This is a genomic window from Enterobacter vonholyi (assembly GCF_008364555.1).
In the GTDB taxonomy this organism is placed as follows: Bacteria; Pseudomonadota; Gammaproteobacteria; order Enterobacterales; family Enterobacteriaceae; genus Enterobacter; species Enterobacter vonholyi.
Window position 1 is genome coordinate 141,057 of record NZ_VTUC01000037.1, and the last position, 24,889, is coordinate 165,945.

Here is a 24,889-nt window from a genome sequence, read left to right on the forward strand (position 1 = left end):
CGAGAATCACATGAAAGTAACAATCGATACGGGCGTCGCACCCTACAGCGACGCATGGGCCGGGTTTCGCGGTGAAGAATGGAAAAACGCCGTCAACGTCCGCGATTTTATTCAGCATAACTACACCCCTTATGAAGGCGATGAAGCTTTCCTCGCGCAGGCGACGCCTGCAACGACGGCGCTGTGGCAGAAGGTAATGGTCGGCATTCGCCAGGAGAATGCCACCCACGCCCCGGTGGATTTCGACACTAACATTGCCACCACCATTACGGCCCACGGGCCTGGCTACATAGACCAGGATCTGGAGACGATCGTCGGCCTGCAAACCGATAAGCCTCTCAAGCGTGCGCTGCACCCGTACGGTGGGATCAACATGATCCGCAGCTCGTTCGAAGCCTATGGCCGGGAGATGGATCCGCACTTCGAGTACCTGTTTACCGACCTGCGCAAAACCCATAACCAGGGCGTGTTTGACGTCTACTCCCCGGAGATGATGCGCTGTCGTAAATCCGGCGTGCTGACCGGTTTGCCGGACGGCTACGGGCGCGGACGCATCATCGGTGATTACCGCCGCGTGGCGCTCTACGGCATCAACTATCTGGTACGCGAACGTGAACTTCAGTTTGCCGATCTGCAGGGCAGGCTGGAGCGCGGCGAAGATCTGGAGGCAACGATCCGCCTGCGCGAAGAGCTGGCGGAGCACAAGCGCGCGCTGCTGCAGATCCAGCAGATGGCGGCGAACTATGGCTTTGATATCTCACGTCCGGCGATGAACGCCCAGGAAGCGGTGCAGTGGGTCTATTTTGCCTACCTGGCAGCGGTGAAATCCCAGAACGGCGGGGCGATGTCGCTGGGGCGCACGGCCTCGTTCCTCGATATCTACATCGAACGCGACATGCAGGCGGGGCGGCTGAGCGAGGTGCAGGCGCAGGAGCTGATCGACCACTTCATCATGAAGATCCGCATGGTGCGCTTCCTGCGCACGCCGGAGTTCGACACGCTCTTCTCCGGCGATCCGATCTGGGCGACGGAAGTGATCGGCGGCATGGGGCTGGACGGACGCACGCTGGTGACCAAAAACAGCTTCCGCTATCTGCATACCCTGCACACCATGGGACCCGCGCCGGAGCCGAACCTGACGATCCTCTGGTCAGAACAGCTGCCGATCGCGTTCAAGAAATACGCCGCGCAGGTATCGATCGTCACCTCTTCTCTGCAGTATGAGAACGACGATCTGATGCGTGCGGACTTCAACAGCGACGATTATGCCATTGCCTGCTGCGTCAGCCCGATGGTGATCGGCAAGCAGATGCAGTTCTTTGGCGCGCGCGCCAACCTTGCCAAAACGCTGCTGTACGCAATCAACGGTGGGGTGGACGAAAAGCTGAAGATCCAGGTCGGGCCAAAAACAGAGCCGCTGCTGGACGACGTGCTGGATTACGACACCGTGATGGCGAGTCTCGATCACTTTATGGACTGGCTGGCGGTGCAGTACATCAGCGCCCTGAATCTCATTCACTACATGCATGATAAGTACAGCTACGAAGCCTCGCTGATGGCGCTGCACGACCGGGATGTCTATCGCACCATGGCCTGCGGCATTGCCGGGCTGTCGGTGGCGGCGGATTCCCTGTCGGCGATTAAATACGCTACGGTGAAGCCGGTGCGCGACCATACCGGCCTGGCGGTCGATTTCGTGATTGAAGGGGACTATCCGCAGTACGGCAACAACGACGACCGTGTGGACAGCATTGCCTGCGACCTGGTGGAGCGCTTTATGAAGAAAATTCAGGCGCTGCCAACCTATCGCAACGCGGTGCCGACCCAGTCGATCCTGACCATCACCTCCAACGTGGTTTACGGCCAGAAGACCGGGAACACGCCGGACGGACGCCGCGGCGGCACGCCGTTTGCGCCAGGCGCAAACCCGATGCACGGGCGCGACAGGAAAGGGGCGGTGGCCTCGCTAACATCGGTTGCCAAGCTGCCATTTACCTATGCGAAAGATGGCATCTCCTACACCTTCTCCATTGTGCCGCAGGCGTTGGGTAAGGACGAGCTGGTGCGCAAAACCAACCTGGTGGGGCTGCTGGACGGGTACTTCCATCACGAAGCATCTATTGAGGGCGGGCAGCACCTGAACGTTAACGTGATGAACCGGGAGATGCTGCTGGATGCCATTGCGCATCCGGAGAATTACCCGAATCTGACCATCCGCGTTTCGGGCTATGCGGTGCGGTTTAATGCGCTGACGCGGGAACAGCAGCAGGACGTGATTTCTCGAACGTTTACCCAGTCAATCTAAATCTAAGTGCTCATGCCCCCTCAACCCTGGGGGCATGTTTTTGCCCGCGAAACATACAAAATTGTTTATATAATTACTCACACATATTCATCCGCTCTTGAAAAACAATGCCCGCTTTTCCTATCACAGCATGTAAGGACAGTAAGATGATGAAAATGACCCGTATTGCGCTGGTCGCCGCCTCGCTGGCAGTGTGCAGTTTTACGGCACAGGCCGCGAACGTTGAGGCTGCTCCGTCTCCATCGCAGGATCCGCTGGTACAGCACCTGAAGCTCAGCAATGAGCAGGTTAAGAAGATTGAAGATCTGCATAAGCAGCTGGAACAAAATGTCAGCAAGATCCCGATGACGGGCGTGAAGGACGGCGCGCTGGTCGACATGTTCCAGGCGGGTAAATGGGACGAAAGTACGGTCAAAAGCCAGCTTGCCGCCTTTAGCAAAATTGAAGAGCAGACCCGTTATTACCGCGTGAAATATTACTTCGACGTCAGCCAGGTATTAACGCCGGAACAGCGTAAACAGATTAGAACTGATATGGCTAACGCGCTGGCAGAGTGATTTCGTCGTCGCGTACGGCGCCGGATAATTCTGCCGAGGCTCGATCGGTTCCCTCTCCCGTTGGGAGAGGGTTAACGTGAGGGCATTCTCTAAACCGGCAAATCAATCAGCAGCGCGCGCAGCGGCGTATCTGCCACCAGCGTGATATTCGCTTCATCACGAATAAACGCCCCGTCGCCGCAGGTGAGGGCTTCTTTTTCTTCCGTGTGCGTCACCGCATGCACCGTACCGTGAATAGACTGCAGATAGGCGCGCGGACCGTGAAGCTGGAAGCTCGCCTGTTCACCTTTCTTCAGTTCGATATGATGCAGCCACACCTGCTGGCGCAGCTGCAGGCTACCTGTACTGCCGTCCGGCGATGCAATCAGCTGCTGCTTATCGCCCGCTAAATCTAACTTCTGGACCAGCGGATTTTCCCGCTCAGGGCAGGCGTCGAGCCACAGCTGCATGCGGGTCAGCGTTTTATCTTTGCTGAGGTTATGCTCGCTGTAGCTGATGCCCGGCTGCGTGGAAATTAACAACGCTTCGCCAGCCTTTGCCTGGACATGATTGCCCTCGCTATCGCGGTATTCTGCCTCGCCTTCCAGGATCAGGTTCAGGATATCGACTTTCGGGTACGTACGCGGCTGGAAGGAGGCGCCCGGGGCGAGCACTTCCTGGTTCAGCACGCGCAGTGAAGCGTAACCGAGGAGTTTAGGGTCAAAGTAGTGTCCAAAGGAAAAGGTGTAGCGGGCCTGCAGCCAACCGAAATCGGCTTGTCCGCACTGTTTAGCTGTTCTTGTCGTAATCATAAACTTGACCTCTCTTTACACTAAAACAATGGTAAAGGTATGGACGCTTCATTGTTAGCCAGATATTCTGCCCGGTATGTTCAAATTTCCTGAATGAGAACGAGATGGCTAAAGAGAGAGCATTGACGCTTGAGGCGCTTCGCGTCATGGACGCGATTGACCGGCGCGGCAGTTTTGCGGCAGCGGCCGATGAACTGGGGCGCGTTCCGTCTGCGCTGAGCTACACCATGCAAAAGCTGGAAGAAGAGCTGGACGTGGTGCTTTTTGACCGCTCCGGACATCGAACAAAATTCACCAACGTGGGTCGAATGCTGCTGGAGCGCGGCCGCGTACTGCTGGAAGCGGCGGACAAGCTGACGACAGACGCCGAAGCGCTGGCGCGCGGCTGGGAAACCCATCTCACGCTCGTGACCGAAGCGCTGGTGCCGACCGAAGCGCTGTTCCCGCTGGTGGATCGCCTGGCGGCGAAGGCCAATACGCAGCTGTCCATCATCACCGAGGTGCTGGCAGGGGCGTGGGAACGTCTGGAGACGGGCAGGGCAGATATCGTTATTGCGCCGGACATGCACTTCCGCTCATCGTCGGAAATCAACTCGCGCAAGCTCTACAGCGTGATGAACGTTTACGTTGCCGCCCCCAACCATCCGATTCATCAGGAACCCGAGCCGCTCTCTGAAGTGACGCGCGTGAAGTATCGCGGCGTGGCGGTCGCGGATACCGCGCGCGAGCGTCCGGTGCTGACGGTGCAGCTGCTGGATAAACAGCCTCGTCTGACGGTGACCTCGCTGGAGGACAAACGGCAGGCGCTGCTGGCCGGTCTGGGCGTGGCGACGATGCCGTACCCGTTTGTGGAAAAAGATATTGCGGAAGGACGACTGCGGGTTGTGAGCCCGGAGTACACCAGCGAAGTGGATATCATTATGGCGTGGCGTCGCGACAGCATGGGCGAAGCCAAATCGTGGTGCCTGCGAGAAATTCCAAAGCTCTTTGCGCACCACAACAAATAAGCGTACAGGCCCGGTAAGCGTAAGCGCCACCGGGCAGTAATTTACGCGCCGATCTTAGGATCGGGACCAAAACGGTTTTCGCCCGGCGTTCCGCTCTGGCAGTTGAAAATCAAAATCACGATCCAGCCCACAATCGGGATCAGCAGCAGCAGCAACCACCACGCCGAACGATCGGTATCGTGCAGCCGACGGAACAGTACCGCCCACGATGGCAGCAGGACTAAAAGGCCATAAATGGTGGTCAGCACGCCTTCACCGCCAGCTCGCTCCCAGCCAAGAATTTTATCCACAATACCCAGCACCATGATGAGGATGAAGTTCACCAGAACGAACATCCAGTACTCTTTGCGGCGGGCGCGGCCACCAAATCCAATGTAGTTGCGCAGTACTTTCAGATACCAGTCCATTTTCCTTGCCTCAATAATCGGTCAATCACTTGTTTTCTAAGCAATCAAAGTAAGGATAGATGGAGATTGTGAATTAAAAAAGGGCATCTATTGATGCCCTTAATATTTATCCAAATCGGACGTCGCGCCCGTGCGGTTCATCCAGGTTCTGCCACGGACCGATGGAGATAATACCCGTCGGGTTGATGGTCTTGTGGCTGCGGAAATAGTGGGTGCGAATATGGTCGAAGTCGACCGTTTCCGCGATGCCCGGCATCTGGTAGATGTCGCGCAGGAAACCATACAGGTTCAGGTAGTCGCTGATGCGGTGTTTATCGCACTTAAAGTGGGTGACATAGACCGGATCAAAGCGAACCAGCGTGGTCCACAGGCGAATGTCCGCTTCCGTCAGGCGATCGCCCGTCAGGTAGCGATGCTGGCCCAGGATCTGCTCCAGGCGTTCCAGTGATTCAAACACCTTCCCGACCGCTTCGTCATACGCTTCCTGGCTGGTGGCGAAACCGGCCTTGTAGACACCGTTGTTGACGTTGTCGTAAATCCAGCCGTTCAGCTCGTCAATCTTATCGCGCAGTTCAACCGGGTAATAATCTCCGGCGCGGGCGCCGTGCGCATCAAATGCGGTATTGAACATGCGGATGATCTCCGCAGACTCATTGCTGGCAATCGTCTGGTTTTTCTTGTCCCACAGCACAGGCACGGTCACGCGACCGGTGTAGTGCGGATCGGCGCGCAGATAGAGCTGGTACAGGAAATCGTGGTGATACAGTTCGTCGCCGGTTGCCGCAGGGAAATCACTGTCGAACGTCCAGCCGTTTTCCAGCATCAGTGGGTTGACCACCGAAACCGGAATTAAGGATTCGAGACCTTTGAGCTTGCGCACAATTAGCGTGCGGTGCGCCCACGGGCAGGCAAGGGAAACATAAAGATGATAACGGTCTTTCTCAGCCGCGAAGCCGCCTTCGCCGCTCGGGCCGGGGGCACCGTCGGCGGTCAGCCAGTTACGGAAGGCCGAAACTGAGCGCTTGAAGCGACCTCCGGTGGATTTGGTGTCATACCAGACATCCTGCCATACGCCGTCTACGAGTTGTCCCATTTTTTCTCCTCCGTCAGATAGCAAAAGCGAGGAGATGTCTCCTCGCTTTGAGTTCATTCAGTATAGCGTGCTTACCATTTCTTATTCAGAACGCGGTCGATGCTGTATGCGCCCGGGCCAGTGACGGCCAGCAGCAGGAAGCCACCCGCGATGGTCAAGTTTTTCATGAACATCAGAGAGTTCACGCCTTCCGCAAAGTTGCTGTGGAAGATGAACGCCGTCAGTACGGTGAAGCCTGCAGTAAACAGCGCGGTAGTGCGGGTCAGGAAGCCGAACAGGACTGCCAGGCCGCCGCCGAACTCAAGAAGAATAGTCAGTGGCAACAGGAATCCCGGAACGCCCATGGCTTCCATATACTGCTGGGTACCCGCATAACCGGTGATTTTTCCCCAACCAGCTACGATGAACAGAATTGGTATCAGAATACGCGCTACCAGTACACCAACATCTTCTAATTTTTTCATTTTACTCTCCAGGAAACCACATCAGCGGCTGAACGTTATTTGTCTGCAATTCCGGGTAGATACCGCGTCGTTGCTGTCGATGGAGAGGATAATAAACGGGGCGGGTGGCAATTGTTAGCAAGGAAAACTGTCAATCTTCTTCAAAGATATTGAGTAAGGGAGCGTGCGCGCTGGTGCGTTCACCTGAAGCCTTTCCCACAGGGAGAGGGCGCAAAAACAAAAAACGGTAACCAGGGTTACCGTTTTGCTTTTATCACCGCAGCTGCTGCTGCCGCAACGTTGCTTTCACCAGACGCCAGGCGCTCCAGGCACCAAACCCACGGCGCGCCCAGCGGATGAGCATATTTGGATGACGAACCGTCCAGATAGCCATCACGCTGCTGCCGACCAGCGCCCATGAACGCAGGCTCAGGAAGGTGTTCCAGCCTCGGTCAAACCGTCGCGTCGCGTCAATCCAGTCGCGACGGCTGGCCGACAGATCCAGCCGTTGCTGCTGGATCTGGCTTAGCAGGTACGCTTTTCGCTTTTGACGTTCGGCTTTACCGCTCACGGCTTGTCATCCTCCAGCAGGGCGCGATCGTTAGCCAGCTCCTGACGCGTATGGCGCAGGAACGTGGACTTACGCGCTTTACGCAGCGTCCAGATACCGCCAATCAACGCTGCTACCAGCAGAACGACGGTGGTGGCAATCATGGCGTTAAGACGATACTGCGGGTCAATGGCCCAGATGATTAACACCATCAGGCTCATCAGACCAAACGCGGCGAAGAGCATGGTCAGTCCGAGCATCAGCAGCATCTGGAAGAGGTTGGCTTTCTCCTCTTCCAGCTCAACCACTGCCAGCCGGACGCGCGTTTCGGCAATCCCGACCAGCGTTGTTAAAATACGCTGGCCGATGCCGAGGACGTTGTTAGCAGGCCCTTGTGCGTGACGAGGATCTTCCATATCAACGACGCGTCAGAAGGACACCCAGTACCACACCCACTGCGGCACCAATTCCTACACCCGTCCATGGATTATCACGCACGTATTCGTCCGCGCGGGCAGCCGCTTCGCGGGTCTGTTTCGCCAGTGCATCACCGGTTTCACCCAGGCGATAGCGGCTCTCTTTCAGCGCCTGCTCCGCCTTGCTGCGCAGCTTGCTGACCTCTTCTTTTGACTTATCAGCAGAGGAGTTCAGCACCTCTTCAAGGGTATCGGCCAGGGATTTCAGTTCAGCGCGCAGATGTTCAGACGTCGTATCTTTTGACATGATTCTCTCTCCTGTTGAGATTTCCGTTAACTCAATAATCGCGAGCTTCCAGCGCTTTCAGGTCGTCCTGCGCTTCTTTCAACTTCTTCTCGCGCTTAGCAATTTTATCCGCATCTCCTTTCTCTTTCGCTTCCTGCAGGTCGCGACGGCGCTCGGCTATCTCGTCCTTCTGTTCAGCGATTTTCTTCTTGTGGTCGGCACGAAGCTTGCTGTCTGAACAGTTCGCTTTCACTTCGCTCAGCGCTTTTTTAAGACCGTCAACACGGTGCTGATTGTTATGCTTTTCGGCATAACCGATCTCACGCTGAATATCCTGTTCTTTCTCCTGACAAAGAGAGTTTGCGAAGGATGCTGTGCTTAAAGAAAAAAGGGCCAGAGCCAGAGTCATGCGGAATTTCATTATCGAAACCTTCCATTGTGTTGCGGCGTAAGCCGCTATCCAAAGTTATGCGGAGTACAGTCGAGGGGTGCTCCGCGTACTTAAGCATAGTAAGTAAACGGGGGATTCACCAAAGTGAGTGAAAAGATTCGGAATCCTGGAAGTTATCCAAACCGATGCGACGTATCGCGAATCAAAGAGAGCCAGGCTGCAGGCTGGCTCTCATCTTCCTGCTGGGCAATGATATACCCGTGCGGCAGCGTACGGTCGAGAACCACTTTCGCGGCGGCACTTTGCGCACGGGAATCAAACTTGATCAGTAAAACGTCGTCCTGCGGAGTGATGCTTTTAAAGCGGATCCCGTTCGCATCCAGATGATGCCAGACAGAAAAACCGTCAGGCACGCTGGCACCCTGGTTCACCGGGCGAATGGCAAGCGTGGATTCCTGGTGCGAAAGCGCGCTCCATGCCAGCAGCATGGCGCTGAGCACCACCAGTGTCATCACGGCACAGGCAAAACGGCGCAGGGCGAGCGGTGAGATAGCCATCGTTAGCCTCTGGCTCCGTATTTCTTTTTCCACAGCACGACCAGAGAGCCGATAAGGCCTAAGACCAGCAGAACCACAGGCAGCAGCATCAGGCAGGACATCAGCTGGTCTTCATATTTCATAAACACCGGCGTTTTACCCAACGCATAGCCGAGCGTCGTCAGAATAAGCACCCATAACAGACCGCTCATCCAGTTAAAGAACTGGAAGCGGGCGCTGCTCAGCCCCGACAGACCGGCAATGGTCGGCAACAGCGTACGTACAAACGCGATAAAGCGGCCAATCAGCAGCGCGGAAAGCCCGTGCTTATGGAAAAGGTGGTGCGCCCGCTGGTGATAATGTGCAGGCAGGTGCGAGAGCCAGTTCTGGACGATCCGGGTATTGCCCAGCCATCTACCCTGGATGTAGCTCACCCAGCAGCCGAGGCTGGCCGCGACGGTCAGTAATAAAATGGTTTGCGGAAACGCCATCGCCCCTTTGGCACACAGCACGCCAACGAGCACCAGCAAACTGTCACCAGGCAGGAAGGCAGCAGGCAGCAAACCGTTCTCAAGGAACAGGATCATAAACAAGACGAAATAGAGCATGCCAATCATGGAAGGGTTGGCCAGCGTTTCAAAATCCTGCGCCCAAAGGGCATGCAGTAGTTGGGTCAAAAGTTCCATTCAGTGTTCCTGGAAATCGGTTAACGTCACGCCTGTTATCCGGGGCAAACAGCACGGCGACATTGTTGTGATTTCATTATGGTCGCTCGCGGACACATTGCGGTGTGGCCAACACGTTTCCCTGTTAATTGGCTGGTTAGCAAGCACTAACTTACAAAATAACGAAGTGAATCCAATTGTAACAAAGCCCAACGTTCTGCGTCACAGAATTTGCAGGCGTGAGTTGATTTTGGCGTAAGCCCAGGAAGTGAGCGAGGGGATTTACAAAGGCTGACACTATATATGTTTTGCTTACCCACTGAAGCCAGAAGGCGCAGCGAGGCGCCTGCAAGCGGGAAGGTCATCTATTTTGCGGCACTTGGGGCCGTATCGAGATGAACAACGGGATTATCGGCGAAAAGATAGCGGTCAGCGTTAAATTCGAAGTCGTCGCTGGTTTCATTGAACAGCATCTGCTTGGTGTTTTCCAGATGCTGCCACATCGCCAGCTTAGCGGCATGGGGATCTTTACGAATCAGCGCCTTAAGGATTTGATCGTGATCGTCACACCAGTTGTCGACGGTACGGGAATCGATATGGTCGTGCAGTTTCTTCCAGTACGGGTTATGAACGCGCTGAGTCCACATTTTCTCAACGATTGCCGCCAGCGCCGTATTTTGGGTTGCCAGGGCGACCTGGACGTGAAACTGCAGATCCCACTCTGAATCGCGGAAACATTTTTCCTTACGGGCATTCTCCTGGATTTCCATCAGCTTCATGATGTCCTGCTTGGTCACCTGCGTCGCCGCAAACTCAGCAATATTGCTTTCGATCAGTTGGCGAGCCTGGAGCAGCTCAAACGGACCGTAGCTGGCGAATTCCAGACTTTCGTCCGCGACGGGAGAGTGTTTCGGCAGATTAGAAATCACGTGAATGCCGGAGCCTTTGCGTACCTCAACGTAGCCTTCCACTTCCAGCATGATGATGGCTTCGCGCACCACGGTGCGACTGACGCTTTTTTCATCCGCAATGAAGCGCTCGGCGGGAAGTTTATCACCGACAAGATAGACTCCTTGCTCGATGCGATCTTTCAGCTCGGCAGCAAGTTGTTGATATAAACGACGTGGTTCGGTGATTTCCATATGCGCTCCAGGCAGGGTACGGCAGATGATTTGTTATACCACTTTTGCGTGCCACTCTCCAGATTTTGCCATTAAAAAAGCCGCCTGGAGGCGGCTTAGGGGAAACGCATTTTCGCTAACTTTGCGTAGCCGGTTTCCCAAGGGACTCTTTTGCCAGCTCCTCTGCCGATTTGCTTTTCAGCACCGTCCAGATCACCACCGCGCCCAGCAGGTCGAAGATCGCCAGCACGGCGAACAGCGGGCTGAAGCCGATGGTATCCGCCAGTGCGCCGACCACCAGCGCAAACATCGTACTCGCGGTCCAGGCTGCCATCCCGGTCAGGCCGTTGGCGGTGGCCACTTCGTTACGGCCAAAGACGTCAGAGGAGAGCGTAATCAGCGCGCCGGACAGGGACTGGTGAGCAAATCCGCCGATGCACAGCAGGGCGATAGCCACATACGGGCTGGTGAACAGGCCGATCATGCCCGGGCCAATCATCAGCAGTGCGCCCATGGTCACCACCATCTTACGGGAAACAATCAGGTTCACCCCAAACCAGCGCTGGAACAGCGGTGGCAGGTATCCGCCCACGATACAGCCCAGGTCAGCGAACAGCATCGGCATCCAGGCGAACATCGCGATCTCTTTCAGGTTAAAGCCGTAGACTTTAAACATGAACAGGGGGATCCACGCGTTGAAGGTACCCCATGCCGGCTCGGCCAGGAAACGCGGCAGGGCGATACCCCAGAACTGACGGGTGCCCAGGATCTGCCAGACGGTCATTTTTTTGCCGTTGTTGGTCTGATGCTGCGCTTCCTGACCACCAATGATGTACTCGCGTTCTTCTTCAGACAATTTTTTCTGATCGCGCGGATGTTTATAGAAAATCAGCCACGCCATGGCCCACGCAAAGCTCAGCACGCCAGAGATGATGAACGCCATCTGCCAGCTGTGCATCACGATAGCCCACACCACCAGCGGTGGTGCAATCATCGCCCCGATGGACGAGCCGACGTTGAAGTAACCGACCGCAATGGAACGCTCTTTTGCCGGGAACCACTCGGAGCTGGCTTTCAGCCCTGCGGGGATCATGGCGGCTTCAGCTGCACCTACCGCGCCGCGCGCCAGCGCCAGGCCGCCCCAGCTTCCCGCCAGCGCGGTGGCTCCGCAGAACACCGCCCAGGCGATGGCGAAGAAGGCATAACCGATTTTGGTACCGAGAATGTCCAGCACATAGCCAGCAACAGGCTGCATGATGGTATAAGCCGCGGAATAGGCGGCAATGATGTAGGAGTATTGCTGCGTGGAGATATGCAGCTCTTCCATCAACGTTGGCGCTGCTGCTGCCACGGTGTTACGCGTCAGGTAGCCCAGCACGGTGCCTAACGTCACCAGTGCGATCATATACCAACGTAACCCTTTAATTTTACGCATCTAAAACCTCATCGTTATGTTATTTCCGCGCCAGAACGCGGCAACCTCTCGACCGTTTCCGGGAGCAGTTGTGTAACGGGAGGGGCGCAGCCGGGAGCATGTCCCGGAACGGCCCGAACCTTGCCATAAGTAAGCGTGCATAAGTCGGTATCCGTACCGTTAAATCTGGTGTATCTGACACCAGGAATGCATTCCGTCGGCTTATAGTTTGCGACGGCGAAAAGATAACTTGTCATACAACTTTAAAAGGTGAGTGACATCACAAATGTATGATTCTTTGTGGGGACATTAATTGCTGAGCGCAAAGCCAGTAATGATGCGGCTTGTAGAAGGGTTTACTCCATTGAGGGTAATTTATTTGTTGACGTTTATTGATCTCACTCACGAAAAAAACGTCGGCTGGTGGAAATTGGTGTGATAACTTTGCAGCATATGAACATACGCTTTCTGACGCTCCCGTAATGAGGAAGACGATAATGACGCCGTTTATGACCGACGATTTTCTATTAGATACCGAATTTGCTCGCCGCCTGTACCACGACTACGCAAAAGACCAGCCGATTTTCGACTATCACTGCCATCTGCCGCCGCAGCAGGTTGCCGAAAATTATCGCTTCAAAAACCTGTATGACATCTGGCTGAAGGGTGACCACTACAAATGGCGCGCCATGCGCACCAACGGCGTGGCTGAGCGCCTGTGTACCGGCGATGCGACCGACCGCGAGAAGTTTGACGCCTGGGCGGCGACCGTTCCGCAGACCATCGGCAACCCGCTTTACCACTGGACGCACCTTGAGCTCCGCCGTCCGTTTGGCATCACTGGCAAACTGCTCTCCCCAACGACCGCCGATGAAATCTGGGAGCGCTGCAACGCCCTGCTGGCGCAGGATAACTTCTCCGCGCGCGGCATCCTGAAGCAGATGAACGTGAAGATGGTGGGCACCACCGACGATCCGATTGACTCTCTGGAGCATCATGCGGTTATCGCCAAAGACACCTCTTTTGATATCAAAGTGCTGCCAAGCTGGCGCCCGGATAAAGCCTTCAACATTGAGCAGGCTACCTTCGCCGACTACATGGCGAAGCTGGCGGAAGTGTCCGATACCGACATCCGTCGTTTCACCGACCTGCAAACCGCGCTGACCAAACGTCTGGATCACTTCGCGGCGCACGGCTGTAAAGTCTCTGACCACGCGCTGGACGTGGTGCTGTTTGCGGAATCAAATGAAGCCGAGCTGGACAGCATTCTGGCACGTCGTCTCTCCGGTGAATCGCTTAGCGAGCACGAAGTGGCGCAGTTCAAAACGGCGGTACTGGTGTTCCTCGGTGCGGAATATGCGCGTCGCGGCTGGGTACAGCAGTACCATATCGGTGCGCTGCGCAATAACAACCAGCGCCAGTTTAAGCTGCTTGGTGCGGATGTAGGCTTCGACTCCATCAACGACCGTCCGCTGGCAGAAGAGCTGTCCAAACTTCTGAGCAAACAGAACGAACAAAATCTGCTGCCTAAAACCATCCTTTACTGCCTGAACCCGCGCGATAACGAAGTGCTGGGTACCATGGTCGGCAACTTCCAGGGCGAAGGGATGCCGGGCAAGATGCAGTTCGGCTCCGGCTGGTGGTTCAACGATCAGAAAGACGGTATGGAACGTCAGATGACGCAGCTGGCGCAGCTTGGCCTGCTAAGCCGCTTTGTCGGCATGCTGACCGACAGCCGCAGCTTCCTGTCCTATACCCGTCATGAATATTTCCGCCGCATTCTGTGCCAGATGATTGGCCGCTGGGTGCACGCAGGCGAAGCGCCAGCGGATATCCAGCTGCTGGGCGAAATGGTGAAAAACATCTGCTTTAACAATGCGCGTGACTACTTCGCCATTGAACTGAACTAGGGCCGTTTGAGGTTGATATGCAATACATCAAAATCCATTCGCTGGATAATGTGGCCGTCGCACTGACGGACCTCGCTGAAGGCGACGTGGTGACCGTTGATAACCAGAGCGTCACCCTGCGTCAGGCGATTGCTCGCGGACACAAGTTTGCCGTGAAGCCTCTCGCTAAAGGGGACAACGTCATTAAGTACGGTCTTCCGATCGGGCATGCGTTAGCGGATATCGAGCCGGGTAAACATATTCATTCTCACAATACCCGCACCAATCTGAGCGATCTGGACGAGTACAGCTATCAACCTGATTTACCCGCGGAAGAGCGCCAGGCTGCAGATCGTGAAGTACAGATCTACCGTCGCGCTAACGGTGAGGTGGGGATCCGCAACGAGCTGTGGATCCTCCCGACCGTCGGCTGCGTCAACGGCATCGCGCGGCAGATCCAGACGCGCTTCCTGAAAGAGACCAACAGTGCCGAAGGCACTGACGGGGTACATCTGTTCAGCCACACCTACGGCTGCTCCCAGCTGGGTGACGACCACATCAATACCCGCACCATGCTGCAAAACATGGTGCGCCACCCGAACGCGGGTGCGGTGCTGGTGATCGGCCTGGGCTGCGAGAACAATCAGGTGGACGCCTTCCGCGAGACGCTGGGCGAATTCGATCCTGAGCGCGTGCATTTTATGGTGTGCCAGCATCAGGACGACGAAGTGGAAGCGGGCGTTGAGCAGCTTCATCAGCTGTATAACGTGATGCGCCACGACAAGCGCGAGCCGGGCAAGCTGAGCGAGCTGAAGTTTGGTCTGGAGTGCGGCGGATCTGACGGCCTGTCCGGCATCACCGCCAACCCGATGCTGGGTCGCTTCTCGGATTACGTCATTGCCAACGGCGGCACCACTGTGCTGACCGAAGTGCCGGAGATGTTCGGCGCAGAGCGTATTCTGATGAGCCACTGCCGCGACGAAGAGACGTTTGAGAAGACCGTCACCATGGTGAACGACTTCAAACAGTATTTCATTGCCCACAATCAGCCCATTTACGAGAACCCGTCGCCGGGTAACAAAGCGGGCGGGATCACCACGCTGGAAGAGAAATCCCTTGGCTGCACTCAGAAAGCGGGCGCCAGCCAGGTGGTTGACGTTCTGCGCTACGGCGAGCGCCTGAAAACGCACGGTCTGAACCTGCTGAGCGCGCCGGGGAACGATGCGGTTGCCACCAGCGCGCTGGCGGGAGCCGGCTGCCATATGGTGCTGTTCAGCACCGGTCGCGGTACGCCGTACGGCGGTTTTGTGCCGACGGTGAAAATTGCCACCAACAGCGAGCTGGCGTCGAAGAAAAAGCACTGGATCGACTTTGACGCGGGCCAGCTGATCCACGGCAAGGCGATGCCGCAGCTGCTCGATGAATTTGTTGATGCCATCGTGGAAATTGCCAGCGGCAAGCAAACCTGTAACGAGAAGAACGACTTCCGCGAGCTGGCGCTCTTTAAGAGTGGCGTGACGCTTTAAATAGGGAGCGGGCTGGTGCCCTCACCCTGACCCTCCCCCACAGGGAGAGGGTACAAACACTAAAAACGGCAACCTCAGGGTTGCCGTTTTGCTGTTAACCTCGCAGGGCGTTCTTCGCTAAACGCGCGTCTTCCGCCTGACAGGCCGCTGCGGTAAACAGCACGTCGGTAGAGGAGTTCAGCGCGGTTTCGCAGGAATCCTGCAGCACGCCGATGATAAAGCCGACGGCTACTACCTGCATGGCGATTTCGTTCGGGATACCGAACATATTACACGCCAGCGGGATCAGCAGCAGGGAACCGCCCGCCACGCCCGATGCGCCACAGGCACACAGCGACGCCACGACGCTCAACAGCAGCGCGGTTGGCAGATCCACCGGAATGCCCAGCGTATGCACCGCCGCCAGGGTCAGCACAGTAATGGTGATTGCCGCACCCGCCATATTCACGGTTGCACCCAGTGGGATCGAAACGGAATAGGTGTCGCGGTCCAGGTTCAGCTTCTCCGCCAGCGCCATGTTAACCGGAATGTTCGCCGCCGAGCTGCGGGTGAAGAAGGCGGTTACGCCGCTTTCGCGCAGGCAGGTCAGCACGAGCGGATACGGGTTGCGGCGGATCTGCCAGAACACCAGCAGCGGGTTGATCACCAGCGCCACCAGCAGCATACAGCCGACCAGCACAACCAGCAGCTGCGCGTAACCCCACAGTGCGTCAAAACCGGTAGTTGCCAGCGTGGAGGAGACCAGCCCGAAAATACCGACTGGCGCAAAGCGAATCACCAGCTTCACCATAAAGGTCACGGCGTTGGACAAATCGTTGACCAGGTTTTTCGTCGTCTCGTTGCCGTGGCGCAGCGCGAAGCCCAGACCAATCGCCCAGACCAGGATACCAATGTAGTTTCCGTTCATCAGCGCGGTGATGGGGTTAGAGACCATGCTCATCAGCAGGCCCCGCAGGACTTCGACAATCCCGGACGGCGGCGTGATATCACCGGCCGCGCTGGTCAGGTGCAGCGTGGACGGGAACAGGAAGCTAAACACCACGGCCGTTAAGGCAGCCGAGAAGGTTCCCAGCAGATAAAGGAACAGAATGGGGCGAATATTGGTTTTTTGTCCGTGCTGGTGGTTGGCAATTGACGCCATGACCAGCATCAGAACCAGTACCGGCGCGACGGCTTTCAGTGCACCTACGAACAGCGTCCCGAGCAGCCCCGTGGCTTCCGCGGCAGGTTTTGACACCATCGCCAGCAGAATACCCAGCACCAGCCCGACCAGAATTTGTTTAACGAGGCTGCCCTGCGCCAGGCGCGCGAACAGACCGCTTGATTGTATGCTCATACATATTTCCTGAGTGAAATTGCGTTCCATCCCGGATGTGCTCTTAGTCACATTTATGTCCGGATGTAAGTAAATGTTTGCCTGGTCGAGTATAGGGAATGCGCGAAAGGAGGGAAGCGTAAAATGCTGGATTTTACGTGTTGCATCATATTTTTTAACTACTGCGTTACAAAAGTGTGTTCACCCTCTCCCTGTGGGAGAGGGCTGGGGTGAGGGGATTACTCCACCTGCTGCTTCTTATCGTGCTGGCGGTTAACCCAGGTATTGATAATCAGCGTCACGATCAGAATGCCAAATACCACGCCGAGCGAAATAGCGATCGGGATATGGTAGAAATCGACGATTAGCATTTTGATACCGATAAACACCAGAATCACCGACAGGCCGTACTTCAGCATGGAGAAACGCTCCGCCGCGCCTGCCAGCAGGAAATACATGGCACGCAGGCCGAGAATGGCGAAAAGGTTAGAGGTCAGGACGATGAACGGGTCGGTGGTTACCGCGAAGATCGCCGGAATGCTGTCCACGGCGAAAATCACGTCGCTCAGCTCAACCAGAATCAGCACCAGCAGCAGCGGGGTGGCAAACAGCAGGCCGTTCTTGCGCACGAAGAAGTGCTCGCTCTCGATCTTGTCGGTCATGCGCAGATGGCCGCGGATCCACTTCACCAGCGGGCGATCGCCAATCGCAGAGCCGTCCTCTTTCGCCAGCGCCATTTTGACCCCGGTGAACAGCAGGAACGCGCCGAAGACGTACAGCAGCCATTCGAACTGGGTAATCAGCCAGCTGCCAGCGAAGATCATGATGGTACGCAGGATAATCGCGCCTAGCACGCCGTACACCAGCACGCGACGCTGCAGGGCAGCAGGCACGGCGAAGTAGCTGAACAGCATCAGCCAGACGAAGACGTTATCGACCGCCAGGGCTTTTTCAATCAGATAACCGGTGAGGAAGGCGAGCGCCTGAGGGTCGGCCACCGCGCGGCCTTCAGTCGAGGCCAGGTACCACCAGAAGGCAGCGCAGAAGAGCAGAGAGAGGGTGACCCACACCAGCGACCAGGCGGCGGCCTGTTTCATGGTCATGCCGTGCGCGCCGCGACGTCCCTGCAAAAAGAGGTCGATCGCCAGCATGATGAGCACGACGACCGCGAATCCGCCCCACAACATTGGAGTGCCGACAGAATGCATACTATTTTCCTTACACATAAAAAACAAAAACGGCCATGGTCAGAAGACGATAGCCGTTAGCTTTTTATGCATAGACCTCGCCTTCCGGCAAGGTCTCACTTACAACCACGAAGGTTGCCCGGCGACCGGATGCGGTATTGCACGCATCGTAATGACGATCCACCGACGAAGAAGTTACTCCCCTTTGCAGGTAACAAAATATGTCAGACCATTGGTTTCGTCAATGGCCTGCGCCGTTTCATTACACAGCTTTACGCGATAACTTCCGCGCCTACGCCGTCTGCAGGGAATACCACGCCGGTCTGGCGGCGGATCTCCGTTTGCAGCTTCGCCGTGGTGCGGCTCACCGCAAGGCCTGGGTGATTCACTTCGTTGTCTTCCACCAGACGGGCGAAGACCTCTGCCTCATAGAGCATAGTGTTAATATGCTGAGGCTGCGTCAGCTCCTGGGCTTTGCCACCTCGCGGGACAAAGCTCACCTTCTGGCACTCGGAGATCTTCTCGATGACCAGCGAGCCCGCTTCGCCCTGAATTTCGCTCGGCAGGACAGAGTCGCTCACCTTGGAGTGCTGCAGCGTGACGCTGAAATCCCCGTAGTCCAGCACCGCGACACCGTGCGCATCCACGCCGCTCTCCAGCAGGCTGGCGGTAGCCGTGACGCCGTGCGGTTCGCCCCACAGGGCCACTGCAGAGGCCAGGCAGTAGAATCCGATATCCATTATCGAGCCGTTCGAGAACGCCGGGTTAAAGGTGTTCGGGTTCTCGCCGTCCAGATAGCGCTGGTAGCGCGACGAGTACTGGCAGTAGTTAATAAAGGCTTTGCGCACCTTGCCGATTTTCGGCAGGGACTGCTGCAGCAACAGGAAATTCGGCAGGCTGGCGGTTTTGAACGCTTCGAAAAGAACCACCTGGTTTTCGCGGGCAAGCGCAATGGCCGCCTCCACTTCCTCAATATTTGATGCCAGCGGCTTCTCGCAAATCACATGCTTTTTATGGCTGAGGAACAGCTTCGTTTGCGGGAAGTGCAGGGAGTTCGGGCTGGCGATATAGACCGCGTCAATGGCGTCGCTTTGCGCCATCTCATCAAGCGAGGTGAAGAGATGCTCAACGAGGTAATCGTTGGCAAAACTCTGCGCCTGCTCAAGGCTGCGGGAATAGACTGCGGTAAGTTTCAGTTTGCCGGTTTCGTGGGCGGCGTCGACGAACTGGCGCGTGATCCAGTTCGTTCCAATGACTGCGAAACGTATCATAAACGTTTACGTACTCCGTAGCGGGGAACCTTTAGCCACTGTAGCACGTCATCATGACAATTCGCGTGCGCTATTCCGCATTACCATTTAACGATAAATGCGTAAGCCACAGGCGGGTATCAAACTCCAGCTGGTGGTACTGCGGCTCCATGTGGCAGCACAGGGAATAGAACGCTTTGTCGTGCTCTTTCTCTTTCAGGTGCGCCAGCTCGTGCACCACGATCATCCGCAGAAAGGCTTCCGGCGCGTTACGGAAAACCGTCGCGACGCGGATCTCCGCCTTGGCCTTCAGCTTGCCGCCCTGAACGCGTGAGACGGCGGTGTGCAGGCCGAGCGCGTTTTTCAGCACGTGGATCTTGTTGTCGTACATCACCTTGTTGATCGGCGGCGCGCTCTTCAGATACCGGCTTTTCAGATCCTGCGTATACTGCCAGAGGGCCTTATCGGTCGCGAAATCGTGCGTGCCGGGATAGCGTTTTTCCAGCACCGCGCCGAGCTTCTGCTCGGCAATCAGGCTGCGAACCTGAGTCAGTAAATGCTCCGGATAGCCCTGGAGATAAGTAAGTTGGTTCATCAAAAGCCCAAATTAATGCGAAAACGGGTATACTCACGCACCCTTTTCAGGGATACGCCAAATTTTACCATTCAGGAGGGCCGATGAGCCACTTAGACAACGGTTTCCGTTCACTCAACCTTAAACGTTTCCCGGAAACGGACGACGTTAACCCGCTTCAGGCGTGGGAAGCGGCGGATGAATATCTGCTGCAACAGTTGGATGAGACTGAAATCCGCGGCCCGGTTTTGATCCTGAATGACGCCTTCGGCGCGCTGGGCTGTGCCCTGGCGGAGCACACGCCGTACAGCATCGGCGATTCCTACTTAAGCGAGCTGGCGACGCGTGAAAACCTGCGCCATAACGACATCGAAGAGTCCAGCGTGAAGTTCCTCGACAGCACCGCGGACTACCCGCAGGCGCCGGGCGTGGTGCTGATCAAAGTGCCAAAAACCATGGCGCTGCTGGAGCAGCAGCTGCGCGCGCTGCGTAAGGTCGTGACGCCAGAAACCCGTATCATCGCGGGTGCCAAAGCGCGCGATATTCACACCTCGACGCTGGAGCTGTTCGAGAAAGTTCTCGGCCCGACCACCACCACGCTGGCGTGGAAAAAAGCGCGCCTGATCAACTGTACGTTCACCGCTCCCGAGCTGGCCGACGCGCCAGAGACCCTGAGCTGGAAGCTGGAAGGGACCGACTGGACCATCCACAACCACGCGAACGTCTTCTCCCGCACCGGCCTGGATATCGGCGCGCGCTTCTTTATGGAACACCTGCCGGAAAATCTGGAAGGAGAGATTGTCGACCTGGGCTGCGGCAACGGCGTGATTGGCCTGACGCTGCTGGCGAAGAGCCCGGAGGCCAGCGTGGTGTTCAGCGACGAATCGCCGATGGCGGTGGCCTCCAGCCGTCTGAACGTTGAAACCAATATGCCGGACGCGCTGGACCGCTGCGAGTTTATGATCAACAACGCGCTGTCGGGCGTAGAGCCTTTCCGCTTCAACGCCGTGTTCTGCAACCCGCCGTTCCACCAGAAGCACGCCCTGACGGATAACGTCGCGTGGGAGATGTTCCACCACGCGCGCCGCTGCCTGAAGATCAACGGCGAGCTGTACATCGTGGCCAACCGCCACCTGGACTACTTCCATAAGCTGAAGAAGATTTTCGGTAACTGCGTCACCGTTGCGACGAACAATAAGTTCGTTGTGCTGAAGTCGGTGAAGCTGGGGCGTCGTCGGTAAGTTTGAGAGCGTCGCGGCTTGATGCCCTCACCCCAACCCTCTCCCACAGGGAGAGGGAGCAAACGCTAAAAACGGCAACTGGGTTGCCGTTTTGCTTTTACCCTGGCCACCGGGCAATGCTCTAGATCGCCAGAGCTAATTTCGTCCCCTGCGCAATCGCGCGCCGCGCGTCCAGCTCCATCGCCACGTCGCACCCGCCAATCAGATGCACTGTTTTACCGGCCTCGCGCAGCGGATCGGCCAGATCGCGCTTTGGCTCCTGCCCGGCGCACAAAATGACATGATCCACGCGCAGCAGCTGCGGCTCGGCGCCGATCGTGACGTGCAGCCCCTCGTTGTCGATCTTGTGGTAGCTGACAGCCGGGATCATCTTCACCCCGCGTGAGAGCAGGGTGGCGCGGTGGATCCAGCCGGTCGTTTTGCCCAGCCCTTCACCCGGCTTGCTGGCCTTACGCTGCAGCATCACGATCTGGCGCGGGCTTTTCGGCAGTTGCGGCCCTTCCGGGCGTAATCCGCCGGACTGGCTGAGGCTGGTATCAATACCCCATTCGACGCAAAACTCGGCAATGTTCTGGCTGGTCGCCTCGCCCGGCTGGCTCAAATACATGGCGGTATCAAAGCCGATCCCGCCGCAGCCGATAATCGCCACCTTCTCGCCAACCGGTACTTTGTCACGCAGCACGTCGAGATAGCTCAGCACTTTTGGATGATCGATACCCTCGATCGCAGGCGTGCGCGGTACGATCCCGCTCGCCAGAATCACCTCATCGAAATCAGTCAGATCCGCCGCGCTGACAAACTGGTTAAGCCGCAGCTCGACGCCCGTCAGTTCGATCATCCGGCGGTAGTAGCGCAGCGTTTCATAAAACTCCTCTTTGCCCGGGATCTGTTTGGCGATATTAAACTGCCCGCCGATCTCCCCGGCTGCATCAAACAGCGTCACGCTGTGCCCGCGCGAAGCGGCATTCACCGCAAACGCCAGGCCCGCAGGTCCTGCGCCGACAACCGCCAGGCGTTTTTTCGCTGTCGCCGGGATCACCGGCATTTTGGTTTCATGGCAGGCGCGCGGGTTGACGAGGCAGGAGGTGACCTTGCCGACGAAGATCTGATCCAGACAGGCCTGGTTACAGCCGATGCAGGTGTTGATCTCATCCGCGCGGCCGCTTTGCGCTTTGGACAGCAGTTCGGCATCGGCGAGGAACGGGCGCGCCATTGAGACCATGTCGGCATCGCCGCGCGAAATCACATCGTCCGCCACCTGCGGATCGTTAATGCGGTTGGTGGTGACCAGCGGAACAGACACTTTCCCTTTCAGCCTGCGCGTTACCCAGCTGAACGCCGCGCGCGGCACCGGCGTGGCGATGGTCGGAATGCGCGCCTCGTGCCAGCCAATCCCTGTGTTGATAATCGTCGCACCTGCGGCTTCAATCGCCTGCGCCAGCTGCACGGTTTCGTCAAACGTGCAGCCGCCCTCCACCAGGTCGAGCATCGACAGGCGGAAGATGATGATAAAGTCCGTGCCCGCACGTTCGCGCACGGCGCGCACGACTTCTACAGCAAAGCGCATCCGGCGGGAATAGTCGCCGCCCCATTCGTCGTCTCGCTGGTTGGTGCGGGCAGCCAGAAACTCGTTGATCAGGTAGCCTTCGGAGCCCATCACCTCAACGCCGTCATAGCCCGCCTCACGCGCCAGCGCGGCGCAGCGGGCGAAGTCGTCGATCAGCGCCAGGATCTCGTCGTGGGTGAGGGCGTGAGGTTTAAAGCGGTTGATCGGCGCCTGAATGGCCGATGGTGCGACCAGGTTAGGCTGGTAGCTGTAGCGTCCGGTGTGCAGGATTTGCAGGGCGATTTTACCGCCCTCGCTGTGCACCGCGTCGGTCACAATGCGGTGGTACGGCAGCTGCGACGCATCGTTCAGCACCGCGCCGCCCTCCATGCCGACGCCGGAAGGGGCTGGGGCTACACCCCCGGTGACAATCAGCGCCACCCCGTGGCGGGCGCGTTCGGCATAGAAGGCCGCCAGACGCTCGGCCCCGTCCGGATGCTCCTCCAGCCCGGTGTGCATCGAGCCCATCAACACGCGGTTTTTAAGGGTGGTAAACCCCAGATCGAGGGGGGCGAATAACGACGGGTAGCGGCTCATAGTCTCTTCCAGTGTAAAATTATTGTTATGTGGTCGGATGAGTTACTAATTTAGCCAGCGGCAGCGGAAAGGTAAAAGCGGGATCGAATGATTGTGATAGATCTCAAAGAACTTCCCCGGTGGCGCTGCGCTTACCGGGGCTACAAAACCCCAGGACAGATAAGCGTAGCGCCGTCCGGCGTTATTTACGGCGCTGCTGCCCGTACCAGCCCCGGAGCCTGCCACATCGAGGTCGTCAGCCCGCTGTCCACCAGCCCGAGCTGGTCGGCGTACACCGCCTGCCATTTCTGCATCATGCCGTCGTACAGCTCCCGGTATTGCGGGTTCGGCGTGAACTCGCGGCTCCACTTCACAAGCCGTTCGCCCGTCGAGGCCATATCGGCAAACAGCCCCGCGCCAGCACCTGCCGCAATCGCGCAGCCGAGCGCCGTCGCCTCTTTCACTTCCGGCACGCGCACCGGCAGGCCGGTGACGTCGCTTAAGATCTGGCTCCACAGAGCGCCTTTGGAACCGCCGCCCGCAAACACCAGGCTTTCAAACGTTACGCCGGAGAAGCGCGAAATCTGCGCCAGGTTGCAGGCCGAGACGATCGCCGCATTCTCCTCCAGGGCGCGGAACAGCGTCGCTTTGTTGCATTTTTCCGGGTCGATGGAGAGGTTAATAAACGACGGCGCGGCGTGGTACCACTGCTTAAAATGCATCGCGTCGGAGAAGATCGGCATCACCCCGTGGGAACCCGCCGGCACGCGGCTCGCCATCTCTTCCAGCAGGGAGTAGGTGTCCATCCCCATACGATCGGCAATCAGCTTTTCCTCCGCGCAGAAGGCGTCGCGGAACCAGCGCATGGTCAGCCCGGTAAAGAAGCTGATCGACTCCGCCTGCGCCATGCCGGGAATGACGTGCGGGTTCACGCGGATGTTCATCTCAGGATCGGTGCGCACCTGCGGCAGGTTGACCACCTGCTGCCAAAAGGTACCGCCCAGTACCGCCGTTTGTCCGGCGCGGACCACGCCCAGCCCCAGGCAGCCCAGCTGCACGTCGCCGCCGCCCATCACCACCGGCGTGCCTTCGCGCAGGCCGCTCTGCAGCGCGGCCTCCCGGTTTATAGCACCCAGTACGGTGCCGGTCTCTTTCACCGGGGAGAGGATATCGGCGCGCAGCCCGGCCATGTCGAGCAGCGCCGGACGCCAGTTGCGGGAAAACAGATCCAGCATGCCGGTGGTGCCCGCGTTAGACGGGTCGACCGCCAGCTCGCCGGAGAGCTTCGCCGCCAGCCAGTCGCTGATCATGGTGATGGTCGCGGCGTTGCGGTAAATATCCGGACGATGGTGCGCCAGCCACAGCAGGCGCGGCATGGCGCTCAGCGCCAGCGTCTGGCCAGAAACCTCATACACTTCGGATTCAAAACGGTCATCGTGGATCTCTTTGAGTTCGGCCACTTCGCGGCTGGCGCGGGCGTCGACGTTAGCGCAGGCCCAGATGGCCTCGCCGTTGCGGTCATACAGCACGATCCCTTCGCGCATTGAACAGCAGGCAACGGACTGAATATCTGCCGCGGTCAGATTCGCGCGCGACAGCGCCTGATGAATGCACCGGCAGGCCAGCTGCCAGTTGGTCTCGAGGTCGAACTCCATCGACCCCGGCACGTTCTCAACGCTCAGGTGCTTCCACTCGGCCTGACCGACGGCAATCTGGTTGCCCTGTAAATCGAAAATAACGGCGCGAACGCTGCCTGTCCCTGCATCTAACGCTAAAAGGTAACTCATGAGCTTGCCTCGCTGT

24 protein-coding genes are annotated in these 24,889 nt (G+C 57.4%); 6 read left to right on the forward strand and 18 right to left on the reverse strand.

Annotated elements, in window-relative coordinates:
* Nucleotides 1–10 precede the first annotated feature (10 nt).
* A complete protein-coding gene (gene pflB / locus F0319_RS19550; RefSeq protein WP_149367586.1) occupies nucleotides 11–2,305 on the forward strand; it encodes a formate C-acetyltransferase in 2,295 nt (764 codons plus the stop codon).
* Nucleotides 2,306–2,451: 146 nt separating this feature from the next.
* Nucleotides 2,452–2,862, forward strand: a complete 411-nt coding sequence (locus F0319_RS19555; RefSeq protein WP_115876326.1) for a Spy/CpxP family protein refolding chaperone — start codon at nucleotides 2,452–2,454, stop codon at nucleotides 2,860–2,862.
* Between the two features lie 89 nt (nucleotides 2,863–2,951).
* Here the strand turns inward: F0319_RS19555 and F0319_RS19560 are convergent, their stop codons facing one another.
* On the reverse strand, nucleotides 2,952–3,653 hold the full coding sequence (locus F0319_RS19560; RefSeq protein WP_149367587.1) for a pirin family protein: 702 nt from the start codon (nucleotides 3,651–3,653) through the stop codon (nucleotides 2,952–2,954).
* 104 nt (nucleotides 3,654–3,757) lie between these two features.
* On the opposite strand from F0319_RS19560, the gene yhaJ reads away from it, so the two are divergent.
* The gene (yhaJ, locus tag F0319_RS19565; RefSeq protein WP_008503135.1) at nucleotides 3,758–4,660 is read left to right on the forward strand and encodes a DNA-binding transcriptional regulator YhaJ; all 903 of its coding nucleotides are present in this window, start codon (nucleotides 3,758–3,760) and stop codon (nucleotides 4,658–4,660) included.
* Nucleotides 4,661–4,701: 41 nt separating this feature from the next.
* Here yhaJ and F0319_RS19570 read toward each other — a convergent pair whose 3' ends face one another.
* From F0319_RS19570 to F0319_RS19620, 11 genes are all read right to left on the reverse strand, one after another.
* The gene (locus F0319_RS19570; RefSeq protein ID WP_023294635.1) at nucleotides 4,702–5,067 is read right to left on the reverse strand and encodes a DUF805 domain-containing protein; all 366 of its coding nucleotides are present in this window, start codon (nucleotides 5,065–5,067) and stop codon (nucleotides 4,702–4,704) included.
* Nucleotides 5,068–5,173: 106 nt separating this feature from the next.
* A complete protein-coding gene (locus F0319_RS19575) occupies nucleotides 5,174–6,160 on the reverse strand; it encodes a glutathione S-transferase family protein (RefSeq protein ID WP_149367588.1) in 987 nt (328 codons plus the stop codon).
* Between the two features lie 71 nt (nucleotides 6,161–6,231).
* Nucleotides 6,232–6,624 (reverse strand): DoxX family protein, encoded by a 393-nt coding sequence (locus tag F0319_RS19580; protein WP_149367589.1) that lies wholly within the window; start codon nucleotides 6,622–6,624, stop codon nucleotides 6,232–6,234.
* A gap of 253 nt (nucleotides 6,625–6,877) precedes the next feature.
* On the reverse strand, nucleotides 6,878–7,174 hold the full coding sequence (locus F0319_RS19585) for a YqjK-like family protein (protein WP_111964937.1): 297 nt from the start codon (nucleotides 7,172–7,174) through the stop codon (nucleotides 6,878–6,880).
* On the reverse strand, nucleotides 7,171–7,569 hold the full coding sequence (locus F0319_RS19590) for a phage holin family protein (RefSeq protein WP_014885329.1): 399 nt from the start codon (nucleotides 7,567–7,569) through the stop codon (nucleotides 7,171–7,173). Before F0319_RS19590 ends, F0319_RS19585 begins: the two co-directional genes overlap by 4 nt.
* 1 nt (nucleotide 7,570) lies before the next feature.
* Nucleotides 7,571–7,876: an ElaB/YgaM/YqjD family protein gene (locus F0319_RS19595; RefSeq protein ID WP_008503141.1), complete on the reverse strand. Its 306-nt coding sequence runs from the start codon at nucleotides 7,874–7,876 to the stop codon at nucleotides 7,571–7,573.
* 31 nt (nucleotides 7,877–7,907) lie between these two features.
* A complete protein-coding gene (locus F0319_RS19600) occupies nucleotides 7,908–8,276 on the reverse strand; it encodes a DUF1090 domain-containing protein (RefSeq protein ID WP_149367590.1) in 369 nt (122 codons plus the stop codon).
* Between the two features lie 143 nt (nucleotides 8,277–8,419).
* Nucleotides 8,420–8,803 carry an EnvZ/OmpR regulon moderator MzrA gene (mzrA, locus tag F0319_RS19605; protein ID WP_023344960.1) on the reverse strand — a complete coding sequence of 128 codons (384 nt, stop codon included), beginning with the start codon at nucleotides 8,801–8,803 and terminating at the stop codon, nucleotides 8,420–8,422.
* A 2-nt stretch (nucleotides 8,804–8,805) separates the two neighbouring features.
* On the reverse strand, nucleotides 8,806–9,468 hold the full coding sequence (yqjA, locus tag F0319_RS19610) for a DedA family general envelope maintenance protein YqjA (RefSeq protein WP_149367591.1): 663 nt from the start codon (nucleotides 9,466–9,468) through the stop codon (nucleotides 8,806–8,808).
* A gap of 344 nt (nucleotides 9,469–9,812) precedes the next feature.
* A complete protein-coding gene (gene exuR, locus F0319_RS19615) occupies nucleotides 9,813–10,589 on the reverse strand; it encodes a transcriptional regulator ExuR (RefSeq protein ID WP_023615584.1) in 777 nt (258 codons plus the stop codon).
* 115 nt (nucleotides 10,590–10,704) lie between these two features.
* On the reverse strand, nucleotides 10,705–12,003 hold the full coding sequence (locus F0319_RS19620; protein WP_024906406.1) for an MFS transporter: 1,299 nt from the start codon (nucleotides 12,001–12,003) through the stop codon (nucleotides 10,705–10,707).
* 476 nt (nucleotides 12,004–12,479) lie between these two features.
* Between F0319_RS19620 and uxaC the strand changes: the two genes are divergently transcribed.
* Both uxaC and F0319_RS19630 read left to right on the forward strand, forming a co-directional pair.
* Nucleotides 12,480–13,892: a glucuronate isomerase gene (gene uxaC, locus F0319_RS19625; protein ID WP_149367592.1), complete on the forward strand. Its 1,413-nt coding sequence runs from the start codon at nucleotides 12,480–12,482 to the stop codon at nucleotides 13,890–13,892.
* Between the two features lie 17 nt (nucleotides 13,893–13,909).
* A complete protein-coding gene (locus F0319_RS19630) occupies nucleotides 13,910–15,397 on the forward strand; it encodes a UxaA family hydrolase (protein WP_149367593.1) in 1,488 nt (495 codons plus the stop codon).
* Between the two features lie 94 nt (nucleotides 15,398–15,491).
* On the opposite strand, the gene sstT is transcribed toward F0319_RS19630, so the two are convergent.
* The 4 genes from sstT to F0319_RS19650 form a co-directional block, all read right to left on the reverse strand.
* Entirely contained in the window at nucleotides 15,492–16,733 is a 1,242-nt protein-coding gene (gene sstT / locus F0319_RS19635) for a serine/threonine transporter SstT (RefSeq protein WP_149367594.1), read from the reverse strand.
* Nucleotides 16,734–16,951: 218 nt separating this feature from the next.
* On the reverse strand, nucleotides 16,952–17,920 hold the full coding sequence (locus F0319_RS19640) for a TerC family protein (RefSeq protein ID WP_023309283.1): 969 nt from the start codon (nucleotides 17,918–17,920) through the stop codon (nucleotides 16,952–16,954).
* Between the two features lie 251 nt (nucleotides 17,921–18,171).
* Nucleotides 18,172–19,170: a Gfo/Idh/MocA family protein gene (locus tag F0319_RS19645; RefSeq protein ID WP_111964933.1), complete on the reverse strand. Its 999-nt coding sequence runs from the start codon at nucleotides 19,168–19,170 to the stop codon at nucleotides 18,172–18,174.
* Nucleotides 19,171–19,240: 70 nt separating this feature from the next.
* The gene (locus F0319_RS19650; RefSeq protein ID WP_023309281.1) at nucleotides 19,241–19,744 is read right to left on the reverse strand and encodes a YgjP-like metallopeptidase domain-containing protein; all 504 of its coding nucleotides are present in this window, start codon (nucleotides 19,742–19,744) and stop codon (nucleotides 19,241–19,243) included.
* An 83-nt stretch (nucleotides 19,745–19,827) separates the two neighbouring features.
* On the opposite strand from F0319_RS19650, the gene rlmG reads away from it, so the two are divergent.
* Nucleotides 19,828–20,964 carry a 23S rRNA (guanine(1835)-N(2))-methyltransferase RlmG gene (rlmG, locus tag F0319_RS19655; protein WP_149367595.1) on the forward strand — a complete coding sequence of 379 codons (1,137 nt, stop codon included), beginning with the start codon at nucleotides 19,828–19,830 and terminating at the stop codon, nucleotides 20,962–20,964.
* Between the two features lie 121 nt (nucleotides 20,965–21,085).
* On the opposite strand, the gene F0319_RS19660 is transcribed toward rlmG, so the two are convergent.
* Nucleotides 21,086–23,107, reverse strand: coding sequence for an NADPH-dependent 2,4-dienoyl-CoA reductase (locus F0319_RS19660; protein WP_149367596.1), 2,022 nt, complete (start codon nucleotides 23,105–23,107; stop codon nucleotides 21,086–21,088).
* A 185-nt stretch (nucleotides 23,108–23,292) separates the two neighbouring features.
* Entirely contained in the window at nucleotides 23,293–24,873 is a 1,581-nt protein-coding gene (gene lsrK, locus F0319_RS19665) for an autoinducer-2 kinase (RefSeq protein ID WP_149367597.1), read from the reverse strand.
* Nucleotides 24,874–24,889 lie beyond the last annotated feature (16 nt).